General features: G+C 59.4%; 25 protein-coding genes and 1 pseudogene. 7 read left to right on the forward strand and 19 right to left on the reverse strand.

The window, feature by feature from the left end; all coding sequences use genetic code 11:
* Positions 1–43: 43 nt before the first annotated feature.
* The 3 genes from O7A60_RS11220 to O7A60_RS11230 form a co-directional block, all read right to left on the reverse strand.
* A complete protein-coding gene (locus tag O7A60_RS11220; protein WP_337106299.1) occupies positions 44–397 on the reverse strand; it encodes a hypothetical protein in 354 nt (117 codons plus the stop codon).
* 202 nt (positions 398–599) lie between these two features.
* Positions 600–968 (reverse strand): MutS N-terminal domain-containing protein, encoded by a 369-nt coding sequence (locus O7A60_RS11225; RefSeq protein WP_337106300.1) that lies wholly within the window; start codon positions 966–968, stop codon positions 600–602.
* 14 nt (positions 969–982) lie between these two features.
* On the reverse strand, positions 983–1,747 hold the full coding sequence (locus O7A60_RS11230) for a recombinase family protein (protein WP_337106301.1): 765 nt from the start codon (positions 1,745–1,747) through the stop codon (positions 983–985).
* Positions 1,748–1,929: 182 nt separating this feature from the next.
* On the opposite strand from O7A60_RS11230, the gene O7A60_RS11235 reads away from it, so the two are divergent.
* Positions 1,930–2,841 (forward strand): hypothetical protein, encoded by a 912-nt coding sequence (locus O7A60_RS11235; protein ID WP_337106302.1) that lies wholly within the window; start codon positions 1,930–1,932, stop codon positions 2,839–2,841.
* Positions 2,842–2,903: 62 nt separating this feature from the next.
* Here O7A60_RS11235 and O7A60_RS11240 read toward each other — a convergent pair whose 3' ends face one another.
* The 8 genes from O7A60_RS11240 to O7A60_RS11275 all read right to left on the reverse strand — a co-directional run bounded on the left by O7A60_RS11240 (position 2,904) and on the right by O7A60_RS11275 (position 8,321).
* Complete coding sequence (locus O7A60_RS11240; protein WP_337106304.1) at positions 2,904–3,347, reverse strand: terminase small subunit; 444 nt, start codon at positions 3,345–3,347, stop codon at positions 2,904–2,906.
* 102 nt (positions 3,348–3,449) lie between these two features.
* On the reverse strand, positions 3,450–3,812 hold the full coding sequence (locus O7A60_RS11245; protein WP_337106305.1) for a hypothetical protein: 363 nt from the start codon (positions 3,810–3,812) through the stop codon (positions 3,450–3,452).
* Positions 3,813–3,995: 183 nt separating this feature from the next.
* A complete protein-coding gene (locus O7A60_RS11250; RefSeq protein WP_337106306.1) occupies positions 3,996–5,057 on the reverse strand; it encodes an AAA family ATPase in 1,062 nt (353 codons plus the stop codon).
* A complete protein-coding gene (locus O7A60_RS11255) occupies positions 5,057–5,356 on the reverse strand; it encodes a hypothetical protein (protein WP_337106307.1) in 300 nt (99 codons plus the stop codon). The genes O7A60_RS11250 and O7A60_RS11255 overlap by 1 nt, the downstream gene beginning before the upstream one ends.
* Positions 5,353–5,913 carry a hypothetical protein gene (locus tag O7A60_RS11260; RefSeq protein ID WP_337106308.1) on the reverse strand — a complete coding sequence of 187 codons (561 nt, stop codon included), beginning with the start codon at positions 5,911–5,913 and terminating at the stop codon, positions 5,353–5,355. The genes O7A60_RS11255 and O7A60_RS11260 overlap by 4 nt, the downstream gene beginning before the upstream one ends.
* 119 nt (positions 5,914–6,032) lie before the next feature.
* On the reverse strand, positions 6,033–6,269 hold the full coding sequence (locus O7A60_RS11265) for a helix-turn-helix transcriptional regulator (RefSeq protein ID WP_337106309.1): 237 nt from the start codon (positions 6,267–6,269) through the stop codon (positions 6,033–6,035).
* A 67-nt stretch (positions 6,270–6,336) separates the two neighbouring features.
* The gene (locus tag O7A60_RS11270) at positions 6,337–7,050 is read right to left on the reverse strand and encodes a hypothetical protein (RefSeq protein WP_337106310.1); all 714 of its coding nucleotides are present in this window, start codon (positions 7,048–7,050) and stop codon (positions 6,337–6,339) included.
* Positions 7,047–8,321: a tyrosine-type recombinase/integrase gene (locus O7A60_RS11275; RefSeq protein WP_337106311.1), complete on the reverse strand. Its 1,275-nt coding sequence runs from the start codon at positions 8,319–8,321 to the stop codon at positions 7,047–7,049. The genes O7A60_RS11270 and O7A60_RS11275 overlap by 4 nt, the downstream gene beginning before the upstream one ends.
* 316 nt (positions 8,322–8,637) lie before the next feature.
* Here O7A60_RS11275 and O7A60_RS11280 point away from each other — a divergent pair, with 316 nt between their 5' ends.
* Entirely contained in the window at positions 8,638–8,889 is a 252-nt protein-coding gene (locus O7A60_RS11280; RefSeq protein WP_337106313.1) for a hypothetical protein, read from the forward strand.
* An 894-nt stretch (positions 8,890–9,783) separates the two neighbouring features.
* Here O7A60_RS11280 and O7A60_RS11285 read toward each other — a convergent pair.
* A complete protein-coding gene (locus O7A60_RS11285; RefSeq protein ID WP_337106314.1) occupies positions 9,784–10,431 on the reverse strand; it encodes a TetR/AcrR family transcriptional regulator in 648 nt (215 codons plus the stop codon).
* A gap of 117 nt (positions 10,432–10,548) precedes the next feature.
* Here O7A60_RS11285 and O7A60_RS11290 point away from each other — a divergent pair, with 117 nt between their 5' ends.
* The 4 genes and pseudogenes from O7A60_RS11290 to O7A60_RS11300 all read left to right on the forward strand — a co-directional run bounded on the left by O7A60_RS11290 (position 10,549) and on the right by O7A60_RS11300 (position 12,667).
* Positions 10,549–11,445, forward strand: a complete 897-nt coding sequence (locus O7A60_RS11290; RefSeq protein WP_337106315.1) for an NAD(P)/FAD-dependent oxidoreductase — start codon at positions 10,549–10,551, stop codon at positions 11,443–11,445.
* A 107-nt stretch (positions 11,446–11,552) separates the two neighbouring features.
* Positions 11,553–11,957, forward strand: coding sequence for a glutathione S-transferase family protein (locus O7A60_RS31940; protein ID WP_415926820.1), 405 nt, complete (start codon positions 11,553–11,555; stop codon positions 11,955–11,957).
* Complete coding sequence (locus O7A60_RS11295) at positions 11,858–12,136, forward strand: glutathione S-transferase family protein (RefSeq protein ID WP_337106316.1); 279 nt, start codon at positions 11,858–11,860, stop codon at positions 12,134–12,136. The genes O7A60_RS31940 and O7A60_RS11295 overlap by 100 nt, the downstream gene beginning before the upstream one ends.
* A 58-nt stretch (positions 12,137–12,194) precedes the next feature.
* Positions 12,195–12,667 (forward strand): annotated as a pseudogene (locus O7A60_RS11300) (methyltransferase family protein).
* A 41-nt stretch (positions 12,668–12,708) separates the two neighbouring features.
* On the opposite strand, the gene O7A60_RS11305 reads toward O7A60_RS11300, so the two are convergent.
* The 4 genes from O7A60_RS11305 to O7A60_RS11320 all read right to left on the reverse strand — a co-directional run bounded on the left by O7A60_RS11305 (position 12,709) and on the right by O7A60_RS11320 (position 14,486).
* Positions 12,709–12,939, reverse strand: coding sequence for a type IV toxin-antitoxin system AbiEi family antitoxin domain-containing protein (locus O7A60_RS11305; protein WP_337106537.1), 231 nt, complete (start codon positions 12,937–12,939; stop codon positions 12,709–12,711).
* 197 nt (positions 12,940–13,136) lie between these two features.
* Positions 13,137–13,436, reverse strand: a complete 300-nt coding sequence (locus O7A60_RS11310; RefSeq protein ID WP_027144010.1) for a DUF982 domain-containing protein — start codon at positions 13,434–13,436, stop codon at positions 13,137–13,139.
* Positions 13,437–13,482: 46 nt separating this feature from the next.
* Positions 13,483–13,935: a hypothetical protein gene (locus O7A60_RS11315; RefSeq protein WP_337106317.1), complete on the reverse strand. Its 453-nt coding sequence runs from the start codon at positions 13,933–13,935 to the stop codon at positions 13,483–13,485.
* Between the two features lie 68 nt (positions 13,936–14,003).
* Positions 14,004–14,486 carry an Hsp20 family protein gene (locus tag O7A60_RS11320; RefSeq protein WP_337106538.1) on the reverse strand — a complete coding sequence of 161 codons (483 nt, stop codon included), beginning with the start codon at positions 14,484–14,486 and terminating at the stop codon, positions 14,004–14,006.
* A gap of 609 nt (positions 14,487–15,095) precedes the next feature.
* On the opposite strand from O7A60_RS11320, the gene O7A60_RS11325 reads away from it, so the two are divergent.
* Complete coding sequence (locus tag O7A60_RS11325) at positions 15,096–15,386, forward strand: hypothetical protein (protein ID WP_140502754.1); 291 nt, start codon at positions 15,096–15,098, stop codon at positions 15,384–15,386.
* A gap of 453 nt (positions 15,387–15,839) precedes the next feature.
* On the opposite strand, the gene O7A60_RS11330 is transcribed toward O7A60_RS11325, so the two are convergent.
* The 3 genes from O7A60_RS11330 to O7A60_RS11340 form a co-directional block, all read right to left on the reverse strand.
* A complete protein-coding gene (locus O7A60_RS11330) occupies positions 15,840–17,087 on the reverse strand; it encodes a VpsF family polysaccharide biosynthesis protein (RefSeq protein ID WP_337106322.1) in 1,248 nt (415 codons plus the stop codon).
* Between the two features lie 154 nt (positions 17,088–17,241).
* Positions 17,242–19,164 (reverse strand): GumC family protein, encoded by a 1,923-nt coding sequence (locus O7A60_RS11335; protein WP_337106323.1) that lies wholly within the window; start codon positions 19,162–19,164, stop codon positions 17,242–17,244.
* A 172-nt stretch (positions 19,165–19,336) separates the two neighbouring features.
* Positions 19,337–19,804, reverse strand: coding sequence for a hypothetical protein (locus tag O7A60_RS11340; protein ID WP_337106324.1), 468 nt, complete (start codon positions 19,802–19,804; stop codon positions 19,337–19,339).
* Positions 19,805–19,866 lie beyond the last annotated feature (62 nt).

Here is a 19,866-nt window from a genome sequence, read left to right on the forward strand (position 1 = left end):
ATGCCCGGCTAGGCAAGGGCCGCTGTCTGCATCGCACGGTCAATCAGCCCCGCCTCATCGAGCGCAAGATGGCCTGCATATGCTCCTCCAGATCGAGTTCGCCACGCGCTTCGACGGCGAGCAGGTATTCCGCCTTGGCGCGACGCTCGTGTCGGCCAATTGCCGGATAGGAGCAAATGGCCAGCAGCGCCTCCTGCTCGGCCGTGTCGGCTCGCTCCCGATCCTCCCTGCCATTCGCTGCTCGACGAAAAACGTGATGGAGCGCCTCATAAGCCGCTTGATGCGTCGCAATTAGCACCTGCAGCTTCGGCGAAGTCTTTCCGGCAGCGGATACTGGGTTGAAGGCAACCCCAGCGCCAGTCAGCGCGAGAAGAGTACGGCGGGTGATGGCGGGCACGGATATGTCCTCCTTACTATCGATCATTCCGGGTTATCACAGGAGGTGTCCGGATGCTGTCAGTTGACAACGCTGTAAGTAGACGTTCGAGCGCCTGCATCTGGGGCCCCACATCGACCCCCCACCCCCGTCATCGATAGATGCCGGCGGATGGTTCTGGTGGTTGCCAGCCGGTGCCGGCGAACGGTCGGATTGGCTTAACTCAAGCGCTGCACAGCTCCTCCCTCGGGTAGAGCCGCGCGATTTCATCGGGGCGCAAGTCGTCGAGCGGCACGAGCACCGCGATATCGCGAAAGACCATCACCACCAGCTTGCCGTCGACGGTGCCCTTGAAGTCGGCATGCGTGCGCCGCCACACCGCCTTGAGCGCATCGTCGCGCTCAACGAAGCACGGCTTGAGGCCTGCGGCGCGCAGCGCTGCAATGCTGTCATCGGCCGAGTGAACCGGGATGCCCGTCATCTGCACGCCGTCGCGCGTGACAAGCACGGTGCCGAGCGCCATGGTGATGGCCTCGGCGTCCTTGCCGTAGGCTTCTAGAAAATCACCGTTGAGTTGCAGGATCACCTTCATCTCTTTGTGCTGTCCTACCAGCGCGAGCCGAGCGGGGTCCTCGATCCGGCGTCGCCATCGGTTGCCGTTTGCGGCTCATCTGCGCCAGGCGAGCGCGTATCGGCCTTCAAACGATCTTCTCGATTTTTGATGTCTTTCACCTGAACCGCAGTCCACGTCCCGCCGCGCGCCGAAGCGATACCGCGCGCATTGAGCGCAACCGCGATCTGCCGCAGTGATTGGACCCCACTCGCTTGGATGTCGCGGATGATCGGCAGGATGTTGGCGGCGAAAGCGTCAGCTTGCGCCATACGAACCTCCATCGATCTTCGCTGCGCTTCGACAAGCTTCGGGCCGCCAAGTTTGACACCACGCTCTTTGGCAGCGGTGAGCGCGGCGCGCGTGCGTTTAGAGATCACAGCTCTTTCGTGCTCGGCGACGGCTGCGAAGAGATGCAGCACAAAAGGATCGACGTTCGGCCCAAGCTCGGCGACTATGAACGGCACGCGCCTTGCCATCAAACCGGAAATGAAGGCGACATCACGCGAAAGCCGGTCAAGCTTGGCAACGACAATTGAGCAGCCGGTCTTCTTCGCGGAGGCAAGCGCTTTGGCGAGTTGCGGACGCCGTGAGAGGGCGTCCGCACCCTTGCCGGTCTCGACTTCGACGAACTCGGCGTTGATGTCGAACCCTTCGGCCTCGGAAAAGTGGGCGATGGCCTGACGTTGCGCCTCAAGGCCCAGACCACTTTTGCCCTGGCCGCTGGTCGACACGCGAAGATAGGAGATGATCGGCTGCATGAACCTTCCCCGGACTGTGTAAGGATTATATACGTTCGTTTGCTGATCTTACAATCTCGGTGTCCTGCAACGGTGAAGCCAATCAAACGCTCTACGATCACATAGCGGCACAACCACAGCCGAAACGCTCTTTTAGGCCAGATTTGCATTTGACGAGCCGGTACATTCGGAAGAGAAGGCGGTTGCACAAAAAAGTGGGGGGTGCAGTGTTCAAAAGAGTGACCGCAGCAGCATTGCTGGCCCTGGGGTTTTCTTGGAACACCTCGGCGGCAGATATGCCAGCAAACGCCCATTTAGACTTCACGGGAAAGTCGTGGGAATGCGACAGGGGGTTTCGGCAGAGCGGGAATAGGTGCGTTGAGGTGGACGTTCCGGCAAACGCCTCTCTCGACTACACCGGGCACTCTTGGACGTGCAATCGTGGCTATCGGCAACTCGGACAGCAATGCGCCGGCGTTGATATCCCACTGCATGCAGAGCTTGATTACACCGGGCATTACTGGAGCTGCAATCGAGGTTACCAGCAGAAGGGGCAGTCCTGCGTAGCTGTCCAAATTCCCCCAAATGCGACCCTCGACTATACCGGGCACTACTGGGCATGTGAGCGCGGCTATCGGCAGCAAAGTCAAACTTGCATTCCCGTAAAACTGCCAGAAAATGCAGAGCTGGATTACACTGGGCATTACTGGAAGTGCATGCAGGGCTTCCGCCTAAATGGAGATAGGTGCGAGCCTTTTTCGATCCCCGAGAACGGGCAGCTTGATGTCACGGGCAACAACTTCGCGTGCCGGCAAAATTTCAAGCGTCTCGGTGAAAAATGCATGCCGATGACACAGGCGGAAATTCAGTACCAAAACTACCTCATCATGCTCGCGATGCAGTGCGGAGGAAGCAAATCGGTGGAGGTTGAGGGAACGTGCGGTGGACAGAGTGTCAAGGGTGAAATTGATGTCTGCCAAAAGTCGAAGGAAGCCTCCGGAGAGTTGGAATACGACAATAGTCTGACCACGAAGTTCGACGGGACATGGACGTCGGCCAACGCATTCGAGGGCTCTGACGGCTTTGGAAATAGCTGCGATCTTGAGGTCGACTGAGCACCGGCATTTCGAAGGCTGGGTGCGCGGGCCAGCACGTAGCTCCTGTCGGGCCGTCCAGGCTACGAGGCAAATGCCTTGGGCCTGAACCTCTTTTCCCACTCCTCCAGGGACATACGCCTGTCGTTGGTCGGCTCGCGCGACGGTTTCCGAACCGTCGCCTCTATCTCGGTCCTGTCAACGACTAAGCCAAGTAGCTTCGCTTTGCCCATGACTGCCGCCACCCCTGCGGCTGGGTTCTTGCATGCCATGGCGAGCTTGCGCATGCTATCCAGTTCGGCGACCAAGTCGTCGACCGTGATCTCCGAGCGTCTCACTGCAGCAGCCTGTAGTTCGGCAATCCGGGATTGCACCTGAACGTTTCTGAACAGGCGCGCGGCTGCGACCTCGGCCGCGTTGCCGCGCGAAGTATAGCCAGCCGCGATGTATGCCCGGGACTGGGGGAGGCCCTCGGATAAGGCAAGGCAGAAACGCTCCTGCCTCATGTTCAGTTTGGCCTTTGACATAGCGGTATTATTATACCGTACGCGCGTGCGATTGCACCAGACGATTTCTATAGCCGCCAATGAAGGGGCTCGACCCGTTCAAAATCGGCAGCGCTCACGAATTTACCGTCCGGTGTCATTATCAGCCTGCCGCGCGCAAAAGCCTTCCGCATCTACTCGGCCAATCGACTCCAGATTCAGCAACACGTGCAACGCCATCATGGTGCATCTCCAGTCATCGCCATAGCGATTGTTGAGCGCCTGGGACAGGAAGAGGGAGCATAGCTCGTCCAGTTCTTCTTGGCCGAGCACCTGTATTGTGGCACGATATTTCTTAATTGCGCGGAGCAATGGCTCAATCTCCTGCGGCAGGTTTGGCAGAACATCTGGGGCCCTGCCATGCGCTGACTCGCTCCATACTGGCGGCATGGCTCGCATTTGGCGCATAAAGCTCCGCATTTCAGAAGTCCTGTTATCTAACGTCATTGCTGCCTCCGTGCTTGCCCGGATCCGCCGGGCGTCGGTTGTGATTGGCGGCCCGACCGCAAGGCGGGACAAGGGGACATCGCGGGACATTGCGGGACATGTCCCCGGGCGTCCCGATCGGCAGGGAGACGGGACAAAACGGGACATATACCTATAGGTATGTCCCGATGTCCCGGCCCGCGCCTAGCCGTGGCAGAGCCAGGCGTGATCATCGAAGAACTGAACATAGCCAGCCTCCCTCAGTGCATCGCGAGCGCGTTGGAATGCCTTCTTCTTGGCGGCATGGGTATCGTCGGCGGAATGCCGGTAGAAATGTTGGCGCCAATGGTCGATCAGCACGACGTCGCATGACGGCCAGTCAGAGCCGACCTTGCGAACGCCATTCGCCTGAAGAGCATCAGCGAGTGCGTTCAGCGCAGCGCGGTTCTTGGCCGAGAGCATGGGCTTCCTGGGGCCAGTCTTCACAGTAGCGTCCAGTTCGGGAACCAGGCTGTCGCCGGCCTTCACCAGCTTCAATCCCCAGGTTCCGCTGCTGTCCGCGTCCTTGTGCCTCTCGACCGTCAATGTTGCCGTCATTGCTTCCTTGTCGCCCCCGGCCTTCAGCCGCGTGTCGAAGCTGCCCCAGAAATGCGTGTGCATGCGGGCGCGGCTATCGTCTTGCCAGCCGGTATGCGCGACGGTCAGCACGGCGGCGCTGGTTTCACGCATGATCCGCTGAACGCCATGCACCCAGGCGCGCGCCGTCTTGTCCTCGATCTCCGAGCCGGCCATCGAGCCACCGAATATGTCGATGACGATCAAGGCGAACTTCAAGGACGGCCGGGCCTGTAATTCGATGTTGGTGATGGCGGCGATCAACGCGGAAACCTCCTCGGGTTGATCCAGCCTGATTTCTTGCGGATAGAGAAATGCTGTGCGTTCATTTTCGGGAATGCCGTGGTGGCCATACCAGGCTGGAATACGCAGGCGGCCGACGCTATTTCCGCCCTCGGTTGCAACAAACAGCACAGCTGGCAAAATATCTGGACTGGAGGAGCCGGGCATGACCGCGTGGCCGTGCCATGGACGTCGAGAAGCTATCGAAAGGCCGATGTCGATTGCGAGGAATGACTTGAACGAGTTCGATTTGCCGAACATCAGGCTGGCTGTGTTTTTCTGAATAACCCCCTCGATTAGCCACTCAGGTTCAGGCAACCCCTGCATTTCGGCATAGCAAAGAATGCGAAGCGCCTGTGGTTTGACCATCAGTAGCTTCTCCCGGCCGCACGCCGGAATATTTTGGCGGCCTCGACAATGTGCTCCGGCACATCGATGACGGGCTGGTCCCTGCCTACGCGGTCGGCCAGCAAAGTGTCGGCAAAACCCAGCACCTCACCGAGGAGGCTGCAATGGTAACCTTGGTTGTAGAGGGTCGCTTGTGCATCGATGAGGCATTTGCATGCCATCCGGGCCGATGCCTTCACCACGCCAGGCACTGACTCTTGCACCGGCCGCTCCCTTGTTGCACGGTACCGTTGCTGGCCACGGTATTTATTGGCCGTCACGGCAGGCTCCATGTAGGACGCCGCACCTCGATGCGAGGGAGGATCTTTGGTCCTCCGCGGTGACCGGTCGGGAAGAAATGCCATGCGCAATCGTCCTTCGCGCAGTCTTTCGTGTTTGGAATCCAGCGCAGCCGGCGAGTCGGCTGCACAAGCGCGCAGCGATCAACCAGTGCAGACGAGCGCCGGTTGAACAGCCATGGGGTGTCGCGCAAAATCCAGATTGGAAGCCCAAGCGTCAGTAGGTGCTCCAAAAGCGGTTGGAACAGCGACCACGACCACGGCAAGTTGCCGATGATTAGGTCTATGCCCAGGGTGTCGGCCGACGTCAGGGACAGCGCATCGCGACGGACGATTTGCGGGTCTGCGGGCTCTAAGTCGATTGCCAGTCGGCAGATATGACCGTGCTCGGCTAAGCCGCGGACTAAAGCACCGTTGCCCGCTGTTGGTTCAAGGTAGCGAACAGGACCAGGCAGATGAACCAACAATGGCGGAAGCGCCGTCGCTGGCGTGCTGTAGAGATCTTTGGCGATGCGCGGGAAGTCGGAGCGGCGTCCCATAGACAGAGTCCTTCCGGCGATCGGCTTTGCAGCTCGTCGGTTGTGCGAATTATTGGTTCGATCAGGTATGGATCAGGGGCCGCTTGGTGGCTTTGATCTATTGTCAGATATGCGAACGGCTACCCGGTGCCGTACTCGCGCTCCGCCGCCGCCTTCTCGAGGCAGGCGACCAGTTCCACGCGGCGCCAGCGATTTGTGTTCGGGCCGACCTTGAGCGGCTTCGGATATCGGCCTGCGCTGATGCCCCTCCATAGGGTCGACCGGTGGATCGGCGAGTTCTTGCCGCCGATGATGGAGCAGGCGCATGCCTCATCGGCCAGATCGTCATCGCCAGCCCCATGGGCTTCATTTTCCATAGCGTCGCTCCATGTTTCAGCAGACCGCACCGAAACCCATCTGCGCGCAGCTGTCCAAATGGACGCTTCAGATTTTTTTGGAAGGCAATTGTCCACTCGCGAAATAGTGCAACGTCACGAGCTGACTTGGGAGGAAGCGCCTGGCGAACTTGTCGACGTCGCCTCGATGTCTCTCAATGAATTTTCGAATGGCGCCTGGCGTTATAGCTGGTCCCTCCATTCTTTCCGACATGATCGTGACAAAGGCGACGAGGGGGCCACTGGCCCTGCCCAATCCGTTGTCAGATGCCTTGACGTCGCGCGAGAGCACGAATTGCCAAAACGCGATAAGGGACATCCAATAGAAATATCGGACTTTACCCGATTGCGGTCGAAGGCTGATGTACCTCATGTCACCAATTTGAACCAATTGCTGGCTGGTGCTTTGAGCTAAAACTTCCAACTCGTCGACGAGTTGCTCAATCTCCACACTGGATTCGATGGCTTCATAGTCGGAGTTCCAAACGTGGCGCCATCCATTGTCATGTTCGGCCCGCCTGAGGAGCGCGATCAGCTCTTTGGCGCGCACGACTATCTGGTTTTCGGCATCCAACATTTGCTTGCTGTCGCGAAAGTCCCACGATTGACCAACGCTCCCCAGGCAATCGAATAAAACCTGAAATTGGTCGACTTTAATGCGGCGATCAATCAGCAGCTGTAAAGCGTTTGGGGCAGCGAAGCCTTCGCACCACCCGGCCACCCGCATTTTTTCATCGAACTGGCGTTGCGTGCCTGGTTTCATGACGCTGTGCTCGGCAGCGGCTGGACATTCGGCTTATCGGAGATGATGGCGTTGAGCCGATCGGCCCAAATCGCAAGGGCCTCTCGTTTCTCCCGCATGTAGTCGTACCTGGCATAGACACGGCTTGTGATGGTCGCTTTCGTGGCACTGACGTGATTGAGAACGTGGCCGATTATGAAGGGAGAAATCCCCGCTTCCTCTATATGTGTGGCAGCGGTTCGCCGAAGATCGTGCGGCGTCCAAGGCGCAACGCCCAAGATGGTTGCGATACCGCGTTTGATCACTTCTTCGCGTTTAATCGCCTTCGGGATCGATCCAGCGGTGACCGATGCGCGATTTCCGGGGCCGGGGAAAATAAAAGAAGTCGGTGCCCTATCCTTGCGATCATCCAAAGCTGCTACCGCCGCGATCTGTTCGTGGATAATTGCGATCGCCGACTTAGAGAGCGGTATCGAATGCTCTCGCTTGTTCTTTGATCGTGCCGCAGGGATGGTCCAGAGACGTTGTTCAAGATCCAGTTCGTCTCGCCGCATGCCGACGATCTCTCCGACGCGCTGCGCGGTGATCAAACATAGACGGATGATCCTCCGAGTGCTTTCACGCATGTCGGCATCCGGCAGAGCGACCCACATGATCTTGATTTCCTCGGCCGAAAGGACGCGGTCTCGCTCGATTGTTTCGGTCGGCTTTGCCATGCCTTCAACCAGATTGTCGTCGAGGTCCCCTCGCCCCTTCGCCCAACGCACCATAGCCCGGACGTCCTCAAAAACGCGGTTCGCCTCAATGTGGGCGCCCCTGTCCTTCACCGCATCGATGCACCGCGTAATGTCTCGGCGATGAAGGGCTGCGAGTTTAACGTCGCCAATCACGTCGGTGACGTTCTTCCGAAGGCGGCGTGCGATTTCGTCGCTCGATCGTTTGTTCGAGGTACGGCGGCCGATGTAGTTCTCAACCAGGTCGGCAACCGTTTGCGATGCCGCCAACGCCTTCTTGTCGGCCACGGGATCGCCGCCATCACCAACCCGGGCTCGGGTATCTCTTGCTCGCTGGCGGGCTCCCTTGTCTGATCCGAGAGGGATTTCTGGATAAGTTCCAAGCTTAAGCCACTGCCGCTTTGAGGGAGGCCCGTACACGGCATACCAAGTCTTCTGGCCGCCCGATGACGAGCGGAGTACCAATCCCTTCACGGCAGTGTCGAAATAGTCAGTTTTCCGGCCAGACAGGCACTTGGCCGACTGTACGAATTTGTCAGTAAGCTCGACGGTCGGCATTATGTCCCCTGAGAAACCGGTTTGGTTGATCTACAAGATGATCTACACATATCGATGCGCTTTGTCGATATGTGATGCGACAACAGGGGACGTCATGCGTCAATCAATGCCTTGCAATGCAACGGTTTTCACACTTCAGCCCGTTGCGGGTCGACGCATGGAGACGCGAAAGCAAGCCTCTGTTAACCGGTTGGTCGCTGGTTCGAATCCGGCCCGGGGAGCCACTTAAGCCAGAAAAGCCTTGAAGCCTAAGCATTGCAAGGGTTTCCGCTTCCCCAAAGATACACCGCGCGATACACTGCGGGGTACACTCAGCATGAAGATTGACGTGAAGCACATACAGAAACGGGGCGTTGCCGGCTGGCGCTATCGGCGCAAAATTCCGAAAGAACTGCGGGCCGCAGCAGGCAAACTGGAGATACTGATCCCCCTCGGGAGCACCGAACAGGAAGCCCTCAAGGTGTATCCGAAGGTGCATGCCCAAGCGGAACAGCAGTTGCGCCTATGGTCACGCCCCCAGAGCCCAACCAGTACCAATGGCACCCCCTTGGCACAAGGGCAACGATGATTGGACCGTCGAGATTGATGGCGACGAACACTCGTCGATGCGGACTGTTTTGGTGACGCTACTGAAGCGGAAGAAGGCTTGATGCCCAGAGGCGCTTATTTCTAAACAGGCGCGGACCATCCAAGATGCGCTGTCTCGACAAAAAGGGGAACCGATGCGTGCCTTGGGCCTTTCGTTCTTGAACGGACAGAAAGGAGCCTCATCATGTATCGTGCTCAAAAATAGCGTATTGGAAGCCGGTTGGCTTCTGGCGGTCCCGCTCTCACTTGCGATTGCTGTGCTGTTTGCAGGCCTCTTGTTGAGTTAAATGATGGGACACAAAACTCGACCCAACACCCCAAATCTGACAATGCTCGCTGGCCGTCAAAGAAGCCAAAGCCGGGCGTGTGTGGCGGCACAGGATCAAGGTGGACGTTATCGGCGTGCTTTCCGGCATTCCGCTGACAGGGCGTCAGGTTCGCTCCAGAATCAGCGCTCGCCGCTGCCGGTCGAAATCGCTCTCCGGTCGTGAGGGTAGACTGCCTTCGGGGTAGACGATCCGGCGCGGTGCCGGCGAGATGCCGTCGCTGGACCGTCGCCGCAACCGTTGCCCGCGAATAGATCGTCTATCGGCCAGGTGCGGGGCTTGACCAAAAGATACACCGCTGCTACCTCTGGAGATACACCAAGGCGGCGAACGCTTTGGGGAAGCGACCCCTTCAAGCACTTGAAGTTAAATAGTTTTCTGGCGATTTTTTCCCCGGTTCGATTCATCAAACTTGTCCGGCCCGGGGAGCCACCGCCTCTTCTACGCCATGGCGCGATGCTGCGCGCCAGCGTGCAATTTCTCCCATACTCTTCGATCTCGATAGTCCTGCTTCCAGAGTGTCAGAACATCGAGGATCCTCGTCTAGGCTATCCGCCCGCGTAGTCGTTGCCACCATGGGCGGCGATGAACATGGCGACGGCCGATCGGCAATAGGATTCGATTTCGTTGTCGTCCTCTGCTCTCGCCTGATCGAAGCGTGCGATCATCAGGAGATCGGAGCCTTTGAAAAGCGCGGCAAACAAGCGGGCGGACCGGAGAGGATCGGGCACGTTCAGAACCGCCTTCGCGTGCAACTGACGCAGCAAGGCCTCGATTTTAGCGATGATGTGGGCGGGGCCGGCTTCGTAATGGAGCTTGCTCAACGCCTGTTGATTCGTCGTGTCGGTCATGACCATGGCTTCGACACTGCGGACGCCCGGGCGCAACAGCGTGCGAAGCAGGGATGATCCCACTGCCATGAGTTGATCTTCGGCCGAACCGTCGACGCTTTCAAAAAGGGCCTGTGTTATTAGCTGATGGCAGCGGGCCGCAAAGGCCGCGCTGAACAGGGCCTCCTTGTTCTCGAAGTGCCGGTAGATGCTGAGCTTGGATATCTTCGCCCGCTGAGCGACCATGTCCAATGTTGTCCCATGAAAACCCAGTTCGTCAAAAAGCTCGCACGCGGCGTCGACGATGGTTTGGCCAAGCGCCTCGTTGGCGGGCCGGCCGCGCCGGCCCTGGCTGGTTTCAGTCACAACAATTCCAGTCCTTGACAGTATCGTAATTCAGCATTACGATACCATGTAGTATCTGAAATGCAAGTCGTTGTGCCCTGGGCCCAGCGCTTCATCCACAACACGGAGCCCATTTCCATGGATGACGTCGTCATCATCGGCGGCAGCTTTGCCGGTCTCGCTGGCGCACTGCAACTCGGCCGTGCCCGCCGCAAGGTCACCGTTCTCGATACCGGCCTGCCGCGCAACCGCTTCGCCGGCCACTCGCATGGTCTGCTCGGCCACGATCACAAGCCACCGCTGGACATCCTGGCCGAGGCGCGGCAGCAGCTGGCCCGCTATCCCACCGTCAAGCTGGTCAATGCCCGGGCCGAAAGCGTCTCCGGCGCCATCGACGATTTCTCCGTCATCACTTCCGATGGCGAAACCCTTAGGGCGCGCCGCCTGATCCTGAGTTATGGCGTCATCGACCAGATGCCTGATGTTCCGGGCTTTGCCGAAGGCTGGGGCAAGTCCATCGTGCCCTGTCCCTATTGCGACGGCTTTGAAGTCGCCGGCCAGCATTGGGGCCTCGTCTGGTCCGGCCGGCAGTCGCACAATCAGGTCAGGCTGTTCCACGATTGGACCGACAGGTTGACGGTCTTCGCCGATGGTCATGACATTCCGCCCGATATCCGGGCCGATCTGACGCGCCGCAACACACCTGTCGTCGATGGCCGGATCATCGAGATCGCTCATCACGGGGGCCATAACGCCACCGTCAAGCTCGACACCGGCCCAAATGTCGCGGTCGACATCCTGTTCGCGCATCCGCGCAACAAGCCGGCGGCAAGCCTGCATGAATCACTGGGCCTCGCCACGGTCGATACGCCCCTCGGCATCATCCTCAAGGTCGACGAGCGCCGCGAAACCAGCATGCCCGGCATCTACGCCGCCGGCGACCTCGCCAACCCCCTTACGCCGCCATCGGTCACCCTGGCATCATCGCACGGCGCGATGGCAGGTATCTTCGCCCAGCAGTCGATGCTGGTTTGAGAGCAGAATTTGCGTTCTCCGGTCCCAATTAGCCAACCCGAGCGGCGGCGCTCCAATCTAAAGCAAGAAGGGAAGTGATCCTCATGAATACGACCAGTCCTGGCGTAATGAGCGTCAAACTTTATGGCACGGCAGGTAGTCCCAACGTGCGGGGGGCGATGCTTGGCCTCGCCGAGAAAGGTGTGGAATACGAGTTCGTCAGCTTGATGCCGCCGGCATGGAAAACGCCGGAGCATCTTGCGCGGAATCCGTTCGGCAAGGTTCCGGTGCTTGAGCATGATGGCTTCGAAGTCTTCGAAACCCAGGCCATCTTGCGCTATCTGGACCAGACGTTTCCTGGTCCGGCGCTCCAGCCGACGAACGCGCGCGAAGGGGCCTGGGCCCATCCTGGGGCGGCATTGGGTTCGAGCGAGTGGTCGCGCCAACCTTCCTCGGCCAGCCGACCAACATGGAACGGGTCAACGCGGCCGTGCCCATGGCACGTAGCTGCGCTGAGGCGCTTGAGCCTCTGATTGCGGCACCCTACCTCACCGGCGAAACCTTTAGTCTGGCCGACATCCGCCTCATGCCGCATTTCGACCGGCTGCGTATAACGCCAGAGGGCGAAGCGATCCTCGATGGCAAGAACAAGCTCGTCCAGTGGTTCGCCCATGTGAGCGGACGCCCGAGCGCCAAACAAGTCCTGCAGTAGTAATTCGAGGCGTTGATTCTGGGGCCGCCGTTTTGAAAGCACAGATTGGAGGATGATCATGGCCGTCGAACCGGACAGCGCGGGTGTGCGCTTCCCTCCGCCCTTCGTCTATCTGGGAGCGCTGCTGTTGGGGCTGGCGGCGGAGCGGTTCGTTACCCTGCGCTCTTTCGGCATCGACTGGCGATTGCTGGGCGCGTTGGGCGGGCTGCTGTTCGTTGCCGGCGCGGCGTTGATGCTTGCGGCGGCGGGCCTGTTCCGGCGCCTGGGCACCAACATTCCGCCGTCGCAGCAACGACCCTCATCGCAACGACCGGTCCCTATCGGTGGACCCGCAATCCCATGTATCTCGGCATGGCGCTTATATATGCCGGCCTTGCGATCGGCTTCGACGGGCCGATCGCCTTCGCCTTGCTCCCGTTGGTGCTGATCGCGATCCAGACGCAGGTGATCGCCCGCGAGGAGCGCTATCTCGAAGCGAAGTTCGGCGACGACTACCGCCGCTACAAGGCCGAGGTTCGCCGCTGGCTCTGACCGTCGCGAGATCACCGCACAAGACGGCGACGGGATACGCATCAAGCAGCATCACGTTTGGCGGCGCGATATACTCCATAACCGACTTTGATGAGCAAACCCTCATCGCACATCCGGGCTAGGTAGCAGCGGGGAATGCCGATTGCTGTCAGTTCAGCCGTTCGCACCTCGCCACGCTCGCGAGCGAGGGCCGCAGCTCGGTCTCTCAGCGTCGGCTTTGGCCCGCCAGCAAGGCGTAGGGCTTCTGCGGGGTCACGATCACGTTTGCGCATCTTCGTCACGGAGGGCGCATTCTGGCGTAGGGGGAATCGCGAATTCAAATTTCTCAGCTTCGTCGATCCCGGGGAGCCAAATTTCCAAAGACTCTACGCGGGCACCACACAGGGCGGCGTAGTGGGCTTGACTGGTCGGCTAACCCGTACGGAGCTGCGGCAGCGACACCTCTGGGAGTGCCGCTGCCGTGTCGCAGCTAGGCGGCTATCCCACCGCGGCCTGATTTGGTACCACTCATCCAGGGCAGTGGAGCAAGCGGCTCCTGCAGGATCTTGACGGATCTCGCGAAGCCAGCGACGGCATCGCGCGCGACCGACAGTGGTATCTGGCCATCATAAGCACGCTGGCAAGCCCGGAAAGCCGTTTCGAAAATTGGGCCCCGCCGCTCCCGCGGCCACTCATCCAGGAAATCGAAGGCATCCTCAAGACTTCCTATTTCTTGAATGAACTGGCCATCCTTGACCAACACCGGTCGATCGAACGTCCTGTCGTCCATGTAGTCCTCCATTCGGTTGAACGAATTGGTTTGCCGATTCAGCTTTTCACGCGACGGCATGCTCAGGCTCCGCGAACATGCCGCCATCCCCATATCTGGGCGGAACGCCGGCATACGCGGGAACCGGCGGCGGATCATCGTCATCGTCATCTCGCCAGGGGTACCGTATCCAACCGCGCCTGGCTTTGTTGCGACGCCGGTCTGAAGGCGGACCGCGGTCAACCGGTGGCCTGACCGGCGGCTTGCGCCCGATCTCGTCCAGGGTGTGGAGCGCACGAAGAATCTCGCTGAACTGCGCAATGGCACCGCTGTCCAATTGGCGTAGGCTGGGATTGTCCGGAACCGCATTGGCGTCCGAAGCCCAGAAGGCGAGCAAAGCCCTCTTTTCGTCGATCGTCATTTCTTCTTTCAGGACGTCCTCCGGCGTACGCACGGCAGCGAATCCCGCAACGTGGTCTGCCAGTTTGGATTCATGAAAACAGTAAGCTTGCCATCTCATCTCCGTTCTCCGCGATCTGTGCCTCCCGGCCGAGCCGGGAGGCGGACCACAGACTGAGGTTTCCGGTATCAGGCCACTTTGCGTTGCGGCTCTGAATCTATGGACTGCTTGTTGCCGCTGTCCTGAAGCGGAACCGCTCTGGCTTCGGAGCCGATCTCGATGCACCGAGGCTTGAGTTCATCGGGCACTTCGCGGACCAGGTCCACCGACAGCAGGCCATTATGGATATTGGCCGCCTTGACCTTGACGTGGTCCGCAAGTTTGAACACCTGCTTGAAGTTTCCTGTCGCAAGGCCGCGATGGAGGATTTCCCGATTTTGCTGATCGGGCTTCCTCTGTCCGGTCACGGACAATTCAGGGCCGTTCTGCACAAGCTCGACTTCGTCAAGACCGAAGCCGGCGACGGCCATCGTGATACGATAATCGTTCTCGCCATTCTTCTCGATATTGTAGGGAGGCCAGTCGGAGCGCACGCTGTTTTCGAGCATGTCGAACAGCCGGTCGAAGCCGACCGTGGTGCGGTAAAGAGGGGAATAATCAAAGCTTCTCATAGCCATATCCTCCGTGAACCAACATGGGTCGCGGCGCGCCGCCGCGACGAACTATGTCGAGCCGAAGCCTCGACGGAAAACGATCTGGGAATCGCGTTTTTTTGTTCAAGAGGTCGCCCGAATTTTTTTCGGAGCGGCACCACGGTCGTTCATGATCGGCATACGTCCGACTTTCGCGGCGAATTTTGCGGCGAAAGCGTTCGGTTCGAAGCGGGAATATGGTTTCTGTGATGGATCGCCTGCCCGTGCAAGTGCGCGCCAGGTTCGGCCTCTGGTCAGGAGCGGTCTTGCACACGCCCCGCCACCTCTCTCGTGATGAGAGGGTTCTCAGCAGCCGCGCGGCGTGCGGAGCGGATTTGCTCGGTGAAGACTGGCGCAACCTCACGGGCAACTCAACGTGCAATCCGGACGCCTTTCCGTCCACGCTCGCAAAGCGCCTGAGCTCGCTCTGCAGCCGCACGCCGGTGTGTACCAGTGAAAGACATTTCTTTGCGTCGAAACGAAACTATCGGGAACGCAGCGAGAAGCGCGGCGTTGGGATCGTGAAGGGACGGCCGTCCCTGCCACCGTAAGGCCGGCATCGGACAGGCAGTTATCGGAGTATCCGTCATGCGAACTCTCATCGTCATTGCGGCGTTTTCGCTGCTTGCCGGCCCCGCGTCGGCAGCCGATCACCTCTTCACCGCCACGTCGGCCGGGGGCCTGACGACCTCGAGCCAGCCGTTCATGAACGGCATAAACAACAGTGCGCCGACAGCCGATGCCGTGCCGGGCCAGGGCAGTCCGCTGTCGGGCGACGAGCATACCGTACCGGCCACTGATACACAGACCGGTGCCTCACTCAGGACCCCGCCGTCGGTGACTCAGGGTAAGACGGCACCATCGGCCAAAGCCCGGTAACAGCCCTGTCGCCTGACGGACGCGCAAGGCGGCACCCATCATCAGCGAGTGCCGCCTCGGGTCCTAAGCGGACTGCACCGCCCGGAGGTTGATCGTCACTCGCGACCGCTGACCGGAACCGGCCAGGCGCGCGGCACGTTTTTTCTGCCCGATGGACTGGCACCACTGGTATTGCTCTGCGGCGCGGGCTCTATGGCCTGGACCTCAATACGCTGTCGGCAGGTGGTGGCGGCGCCCGCAATGTAGAGCGCCGGAACAATCACCACTGCCTAGCTGAACGCGGCCATGAGCTCCCAACTGTGATCGATGTTGCGCCACCGTGCGGCTGCGTTTGAGATGGATACGGGCTCGGGCTGCTTCGCTCAGAGGGGTTGGCGCGCTCCCCTCGCCGCTCGGCCGCTGCGACCGGCTCCTGATAAGTGGTTCCGTAAGCAATTCCGGACGGAAAACCGCTCACACTTTTCCTGGAACTGCTCTTCCTGGAATTGCTCTGGTCCTTGCCACAAGGGCCAGTATCAGCACGGCCGGCATGGTCAGCATCGTCGTCTTGGCGCTTATGCCGACGCTGGTGGAGTTGATCAGCAATGCGAAAAAGAGCGGCAGGATCGCGCCACGGCCGCCGACCCGCAGCATCTCGATGAACCAGCTCAAGATGCCCAGCCACAGAACCGACGAGAAGACGAGACCATAGCGCAACAGGTGGCCAGCCCACGCGTTCTCGATACCCTCGCTGAGGCCGTTTATACGTACACTGGTCTCCAGCTCGTCCTGATTAAATCCGATGAGCAGTTCGCGCAGCCCGAAATTGTCGAACAGGCGAAACAACTGAATGCGAGTCGCCGCACTGCCGCTGTCATTGGTAAAACGCGCGAGGAAATTGTCGAAATAGCCGAATTGGTACATTGCCGCGACAGCGACTACGCCAAGCGGTGCAAGAACGAGAATGGCGAGCAATGCGCGCACTGAAATCGCGCCGCCGCGCATCAGCTTCAAAATGAAGATCAGGCCCATCACCGCCGCCACGCCATAGACAACAGCAAACGAGGTTCGGGCGCCGAGAAGCGGCATCGTCGCCATGCACAGGAGTATGATGGGCAGGCGCCAGCGCGGGCTCAGCCCGCGAACATCTTTCACAGTCATCAGGATCACCGCGTAGACGCCAGTGACCAGCGCCCCGCCAAGCGGGTGGCCAAGCAAAGCCGTGGCCCGATGATCCCAGGTCTGGACCCGATCCTCAATGAGGAAGGGAAACAGTCGCCACGATGTCAAGCCTTCGGTGATCGCAATCAGGCAATTGAGGACCATCAGCATGTGAAGGCAACGGGCAGCATAAAGCCGCAGCTTTTCGCCCGAGTCGCAAAACAGCATGGTAATAACGGCCGCGACCATCAGCGCGTCGATCAGGAAGGAGGCGGATTGATCGGGCTTGTAACGGGAGATGAAGTACCAGAGCAGCAGGCAAGCGGCGAGCAGGCCGGTCGATCCGGCGCAACGAACGAGAAGGGAGACCGCGTAGCCGACCGGGTTTCGATTGGCGAGCACCGCCAGGACCAGCGCCAAGCCAAATGTGTAGGTTGCCGGATGGATCTTGGTGACGATCGATCCGCTCGATGAATCATACGGGATGCCGAGAAAGTCGAGCGCATAGTTTGATAGGGAGAATAAAAGTACCGTGGCCAGCAGAATGAGCGGATCGACCAACTGCCGCCAGGACGCAGCGTCGCCTTGCACCTTTAGAGGGAAATCGACCACGTTCAGCCGATATTCTATTGATCCCATTGTCATTGACTTTCAGTGGCCGCGTCGGGCCGATGAATGCCTTTCGCCGCGACGCAATTTCTTGGCCAGGGGAACTTCATGCGGCCTGATCGATAGCCACGTCCTTCTCAACCGACACCACCGAAACATCCATGTCGCCATCGCCGGCCAACGCATTTAAAGCCTGGCGTTCGCGTGGACCAAACACACCGTCCCGCACCGCCAGCACCGACCGGCTGGAATATCCGGCAATCACATCGGCCATCGGACCGGGGCTGGCCTCGAGTGTCCCTCCATTGACAACGATGTGGTCATATTCCTGAATAATCGCGCCAAGGACGGCTTCCACTTTTCCGGGCGACAGGCGCGCGACAGTATCCTTGCGCCCGGCGTTGAGCATCTGAAGTCCCGATTTACGGCCGATCCGGATCGCTTTCGCGACCGGGGATTCACCAATTGCTAGTTCTGCAAGTCCGGCTATGTCGGAAGGTGCATCAGACGCGAGATCGATGAAAATGACTTTCTGGTCGGCCGCCATTGCGTCTCGCGCCAACTCGAACGCGGCTTGACGGGCAAGGGTGGGATCATGGATGGAGACGACTGTTACGAGCCCGCCGGTGGTGTCCGCCTTGGCAGGTTCCAACGGCTGAGCCTGAGGACGCGCGGCGAGCGCGCCGGCAGCCAGATCCCGCAATATCGCGGCAAAGACGCCTATGAACAATCCCAACAGTCCGGCGGCGATAAGCAGCGGCAACTTAGGTGGATACGAGGACGAACTTGGAACCGCCGCTTCAGCGATGATACGGGCATTGGGCGGCGAAATATTTTCCTGCTCGGCGGTTTCCTTGGCGCGGACCATAAACGCCTCGTAGACGACCTTACTGGACTGCGCCTTGCGCTCAAGTTCACGCAGCTTGATCAGATCCTGGTTGGTATCGAAGGAAGCTGTCTTGGCGGCATTAAGGTCTCCGGTGACCTTGTTCAGGGTGTCAACAGCTGCGCGATAGTCGTCTTGCGCGGCTTGCACCAGCCGCTCACTTTCCGCACGGATTGTCGCGCGAGCTTGCATAACCTGCCCTTCGGCAGCGGTGACGCGAGGATGACGCGGTCCGAGGATCTGCTGGAGCTCGGCCAGGTTTCGTTGCGCCTCGCCAAGCTGGGTGCGCAGGTCGACCATGGCGCTGTCGGTACCGGTGATGACCGTGCTGACATCTCCGCGTGTCTTCAGCGCGGCCTGCATAACCTCGAACCGGGCCCTTGTTTCGTTGACTCGCGCAGCACTAGCCGACTGGCGAGCCGAAAGGTCCGTCAGTTCGCGATCGCCGAGCAATCGTCCGTCCGATTCCGAAACATTGTGGTCGCGCTTGAAGGCTTCGACCTCTTCCTCCGAGCTATTCAACTCGCTTTGCAATTGTGCGAGGCGGTCACGGATCGACGTGCTGGCGTCGCGTGCGGTGCCGGAAGTTGTTTCGGCCTGATAGCCCAAATAAGCGGCAGCCACGGCGTTCGCGAGACGAGCCGACTTGATGGCTTCTTTGCTGGTGACGCTGATCTGAAGCACATAAGTGTTTTCGGGCCGCACGACCTTGGTCGCTTGCGCCAGCGCTTCAAGCGCAATGACAGAGGGATCTTGCCCGCTTTTGATGGCGGATATGAATTCGGGATCCGTGGCAAGGCCGCTGCTCTGGACAACCCGCTTGAGCACCGCTTCCGAGGTGATCACCTCGATCTGGCTTTCCACCAGCGCCATGTCGGAGCCGAAGCCTTGCTGCACCACCTCGTTCTGCATGACCCGCTGCTCACGCGGATCGATAAGGATGCGCGACGTCGCTGTATACCGCGGCGAAATCAGGAACAACGCCAACAGTCCCAATGCGACGAAGGTCAGCGTGAACGAAAGAACGATCCAGCCTCGGCGGATTAGCGTATCGGCAAGGCCGAGCAAATCCACCGAGGTATCGACCTGCGCTCGCCTGGCGGCAGATCGATCGCGTGAAATGCCGCCCATGGAGGTCGCCATAGTCTCGTCTCCACCGCACTAAAATCATCGTGCGCATATCGCCAATAATCCATGCGCGGATATGCTTAATATCGGGTTACAGGATATCCCTCAGCCGCGATGCCGGAGTCACCCTCATCGGGAAGACGCCGGTCAGGGCGAGGTCTCAGTCCGGGATCTGACTTACATCTGGTCAGCGACGGATATGCTCCCAAGGGGAGGCCGCATGCGGTTCCTCAATCGTGCCGTAGTCCGTGGAAGCACCCTTCGAAAATCCCCGTCCGGCATAGGCTGGGCTTGCAATTTTAGCTTGTCCGTTGCTTGAAGATTTCATCAGTTCGGCCACGCTGGCGTGCAGTTCGGCGAGCTCTGCATGAATGCTGTGGATTGTTTCAGCGGTATTCTCATCCTGGTCTTGGAATATCTCGTTGTCATGAGGAAAGTAGTCCAGTTCCAGTGGATCGAGGAGCCGTAGTCTAGCAGGCGAGCCGGCAAAATCGTCATCCCCGTAGATCACGCCGGTCTGTGAAGCCGCTAGATTGCCGCTCCTCTTGCGCAGCAAATTGGTGATCAAGGACAGCAATCTCAATTTTTTCTCGCTCGACGGTGGCAAATCTGAGTTTTCACCCGGCCTGGCGGCTGTGTTTCGCGCGTTGGACATTCCGCGATATCCATGAAGATAAAAAGCCTCTCCCAATTGGTATGCCAGTTTGGGAAATAAAG

The sequence above is a fragment of the Mesorhizobium salmacidum (SeqCode) genome (assembly GCF_037179605.1).
GTDB lineage: Bacteria > Pseudomonadota > Alphaproteobacteria > Rhizobiales > Rhizobiaceae > Mesorhizobium > Mesorhizobium salmacidum.

Bases quoted from the DNA above. Each gene is read 5' to 3' on its own strand.
- O7A60_RS11225 (WP_337106300.1), bottom strand. From the start codon at position 968: ATGAAGGTGATCCTGCAACTCAACGGTGATTTTCTAGAAGCCTACGGC.
- O7A60_RS11230 (WP_337106301.1), bottom strand. From the start codon at position 1,747: ATGCAGCCGATCATCTCCTATCTTCGCGTGTCGACCAGCGGCCAGGGC.
- O7A60_RS11240 (WP_337106304.1), bottom strand. From the start codon at position 3,347: ATGTCAAAGGCCAAACTGAACATGAGGCAGGAGCGTTTCTGCCTTGCC.
- O7A60_RS11245 (WP_337106305.1), bottom strand. From the start codon at position 3,812: ATGACGTTAGATAACAGGACTTCTGAAATGCGGAGCTTTATGCGCCAA.
- O7A60_RS11250 (WP_337106306.1), bottom strand. From the start codon at position 5,057: ATGGTCAAACCACAGGCGCTTCGCATTCTTTGCTATGCCGAAATGCAG.
- O7A60_RS11260 (WP_337106308.1), bottom strand. From the start codon at position 5,913: ATGGGACGCCGCTCCGACTTCCCGCGCATCGCCAAAGATCTCTACAGC.
- O7A60_RS11265 (WP_337106309.1), bottom strand. From the start codon at position 6,269: ATGGAAAATGAAGCCCATGGGGCTGGCGATGACGATCTGGCCGATGAG.
- O7A60_RS11270 (WP_337106310.1), bottom strand. From the start codon at position 7,050: ATGAAACCAGGCACGCAACGCCAGTTCGATGAAAAAATGCGGGTGGCC.
- O7A60_RS11275 (WP_337106311.1), bottom strand. From the start codon at position 8,321: ATGCCGACCGTCGAGCTTACTGACAAATTCGTACAGTCGGCCAAGTGC.
- O7A60_RS11280 (WP_337106313.1), top strand. From the start codon at position 8,638: ATGAAGATTGACGTGAAGCACATACAGAAACGGGGCGTTGCCGGCTGG.
- O7A60_RS11290 (WP_337106315.1), top strand. From the start codon at position 10,549: ATGGATGACGTCGTCATCATCGGCGGCAGCTTTGCCGGTCTCGCTGGC.
- O7A60_RS31940 (WP_415926820.1), top strand. From the start codon at position 11,553: ATGAGCGTCAAACTTTATGGCACGGCAGGTAGTCCCAACGTGCGGGGG.
- O7A60_RS11305 (WP_337106537.1), bottom strand. From the start codon at position 12,939: ATGCGCAAACGTGATCGTGACCCCGCAGAAGCCCTACGCCTTGCTGGC.
- O7A60_RS11310 (WP_027144010.1), bottom strand. From the start codon at position 13,436: ATGGACGACAGGACGTTCGATCGACCGGTGTTGGTCAAGGATGGCCAG.
- O7A60_RS11315 (WP_337106317.1), bottom strand. From the start codon at position 13,935: ATGAGATGGCAAGCTTACTGTTTTCATGAATCCAAACTGGCAGACCAC.
- O7A60_RS11320 (WP_337106538.1), bottom strand. From the start codon at position 14,486: ATGAGAAGCTTTGATTATTCCCCTCTTTACCGCACCACGGTCGGCTTC.
- O7A60_RS11325 (WP_140502754.1), top strand. From the start codon at position 15,096: ATGCGAACTCTCATCGTCATTGCGGCGTTTTCGCTGCTTGCCGGCCCC.
- O7A60_RS11335 (WP_337106323.1), bottom strand. From the start codon at position 19,164: ATGGCGACCTCCATGGGCGGCATTTCACGCGATCGATCTGCCGCCAGG.
- O7A60_RS11340 (WP_337106324.1), bottom strand. From the start codon at position 19,804: ATGTCCAACGCGCGAAACACAGCCGCCAGGCCGGGTGAAAACTCAGAT.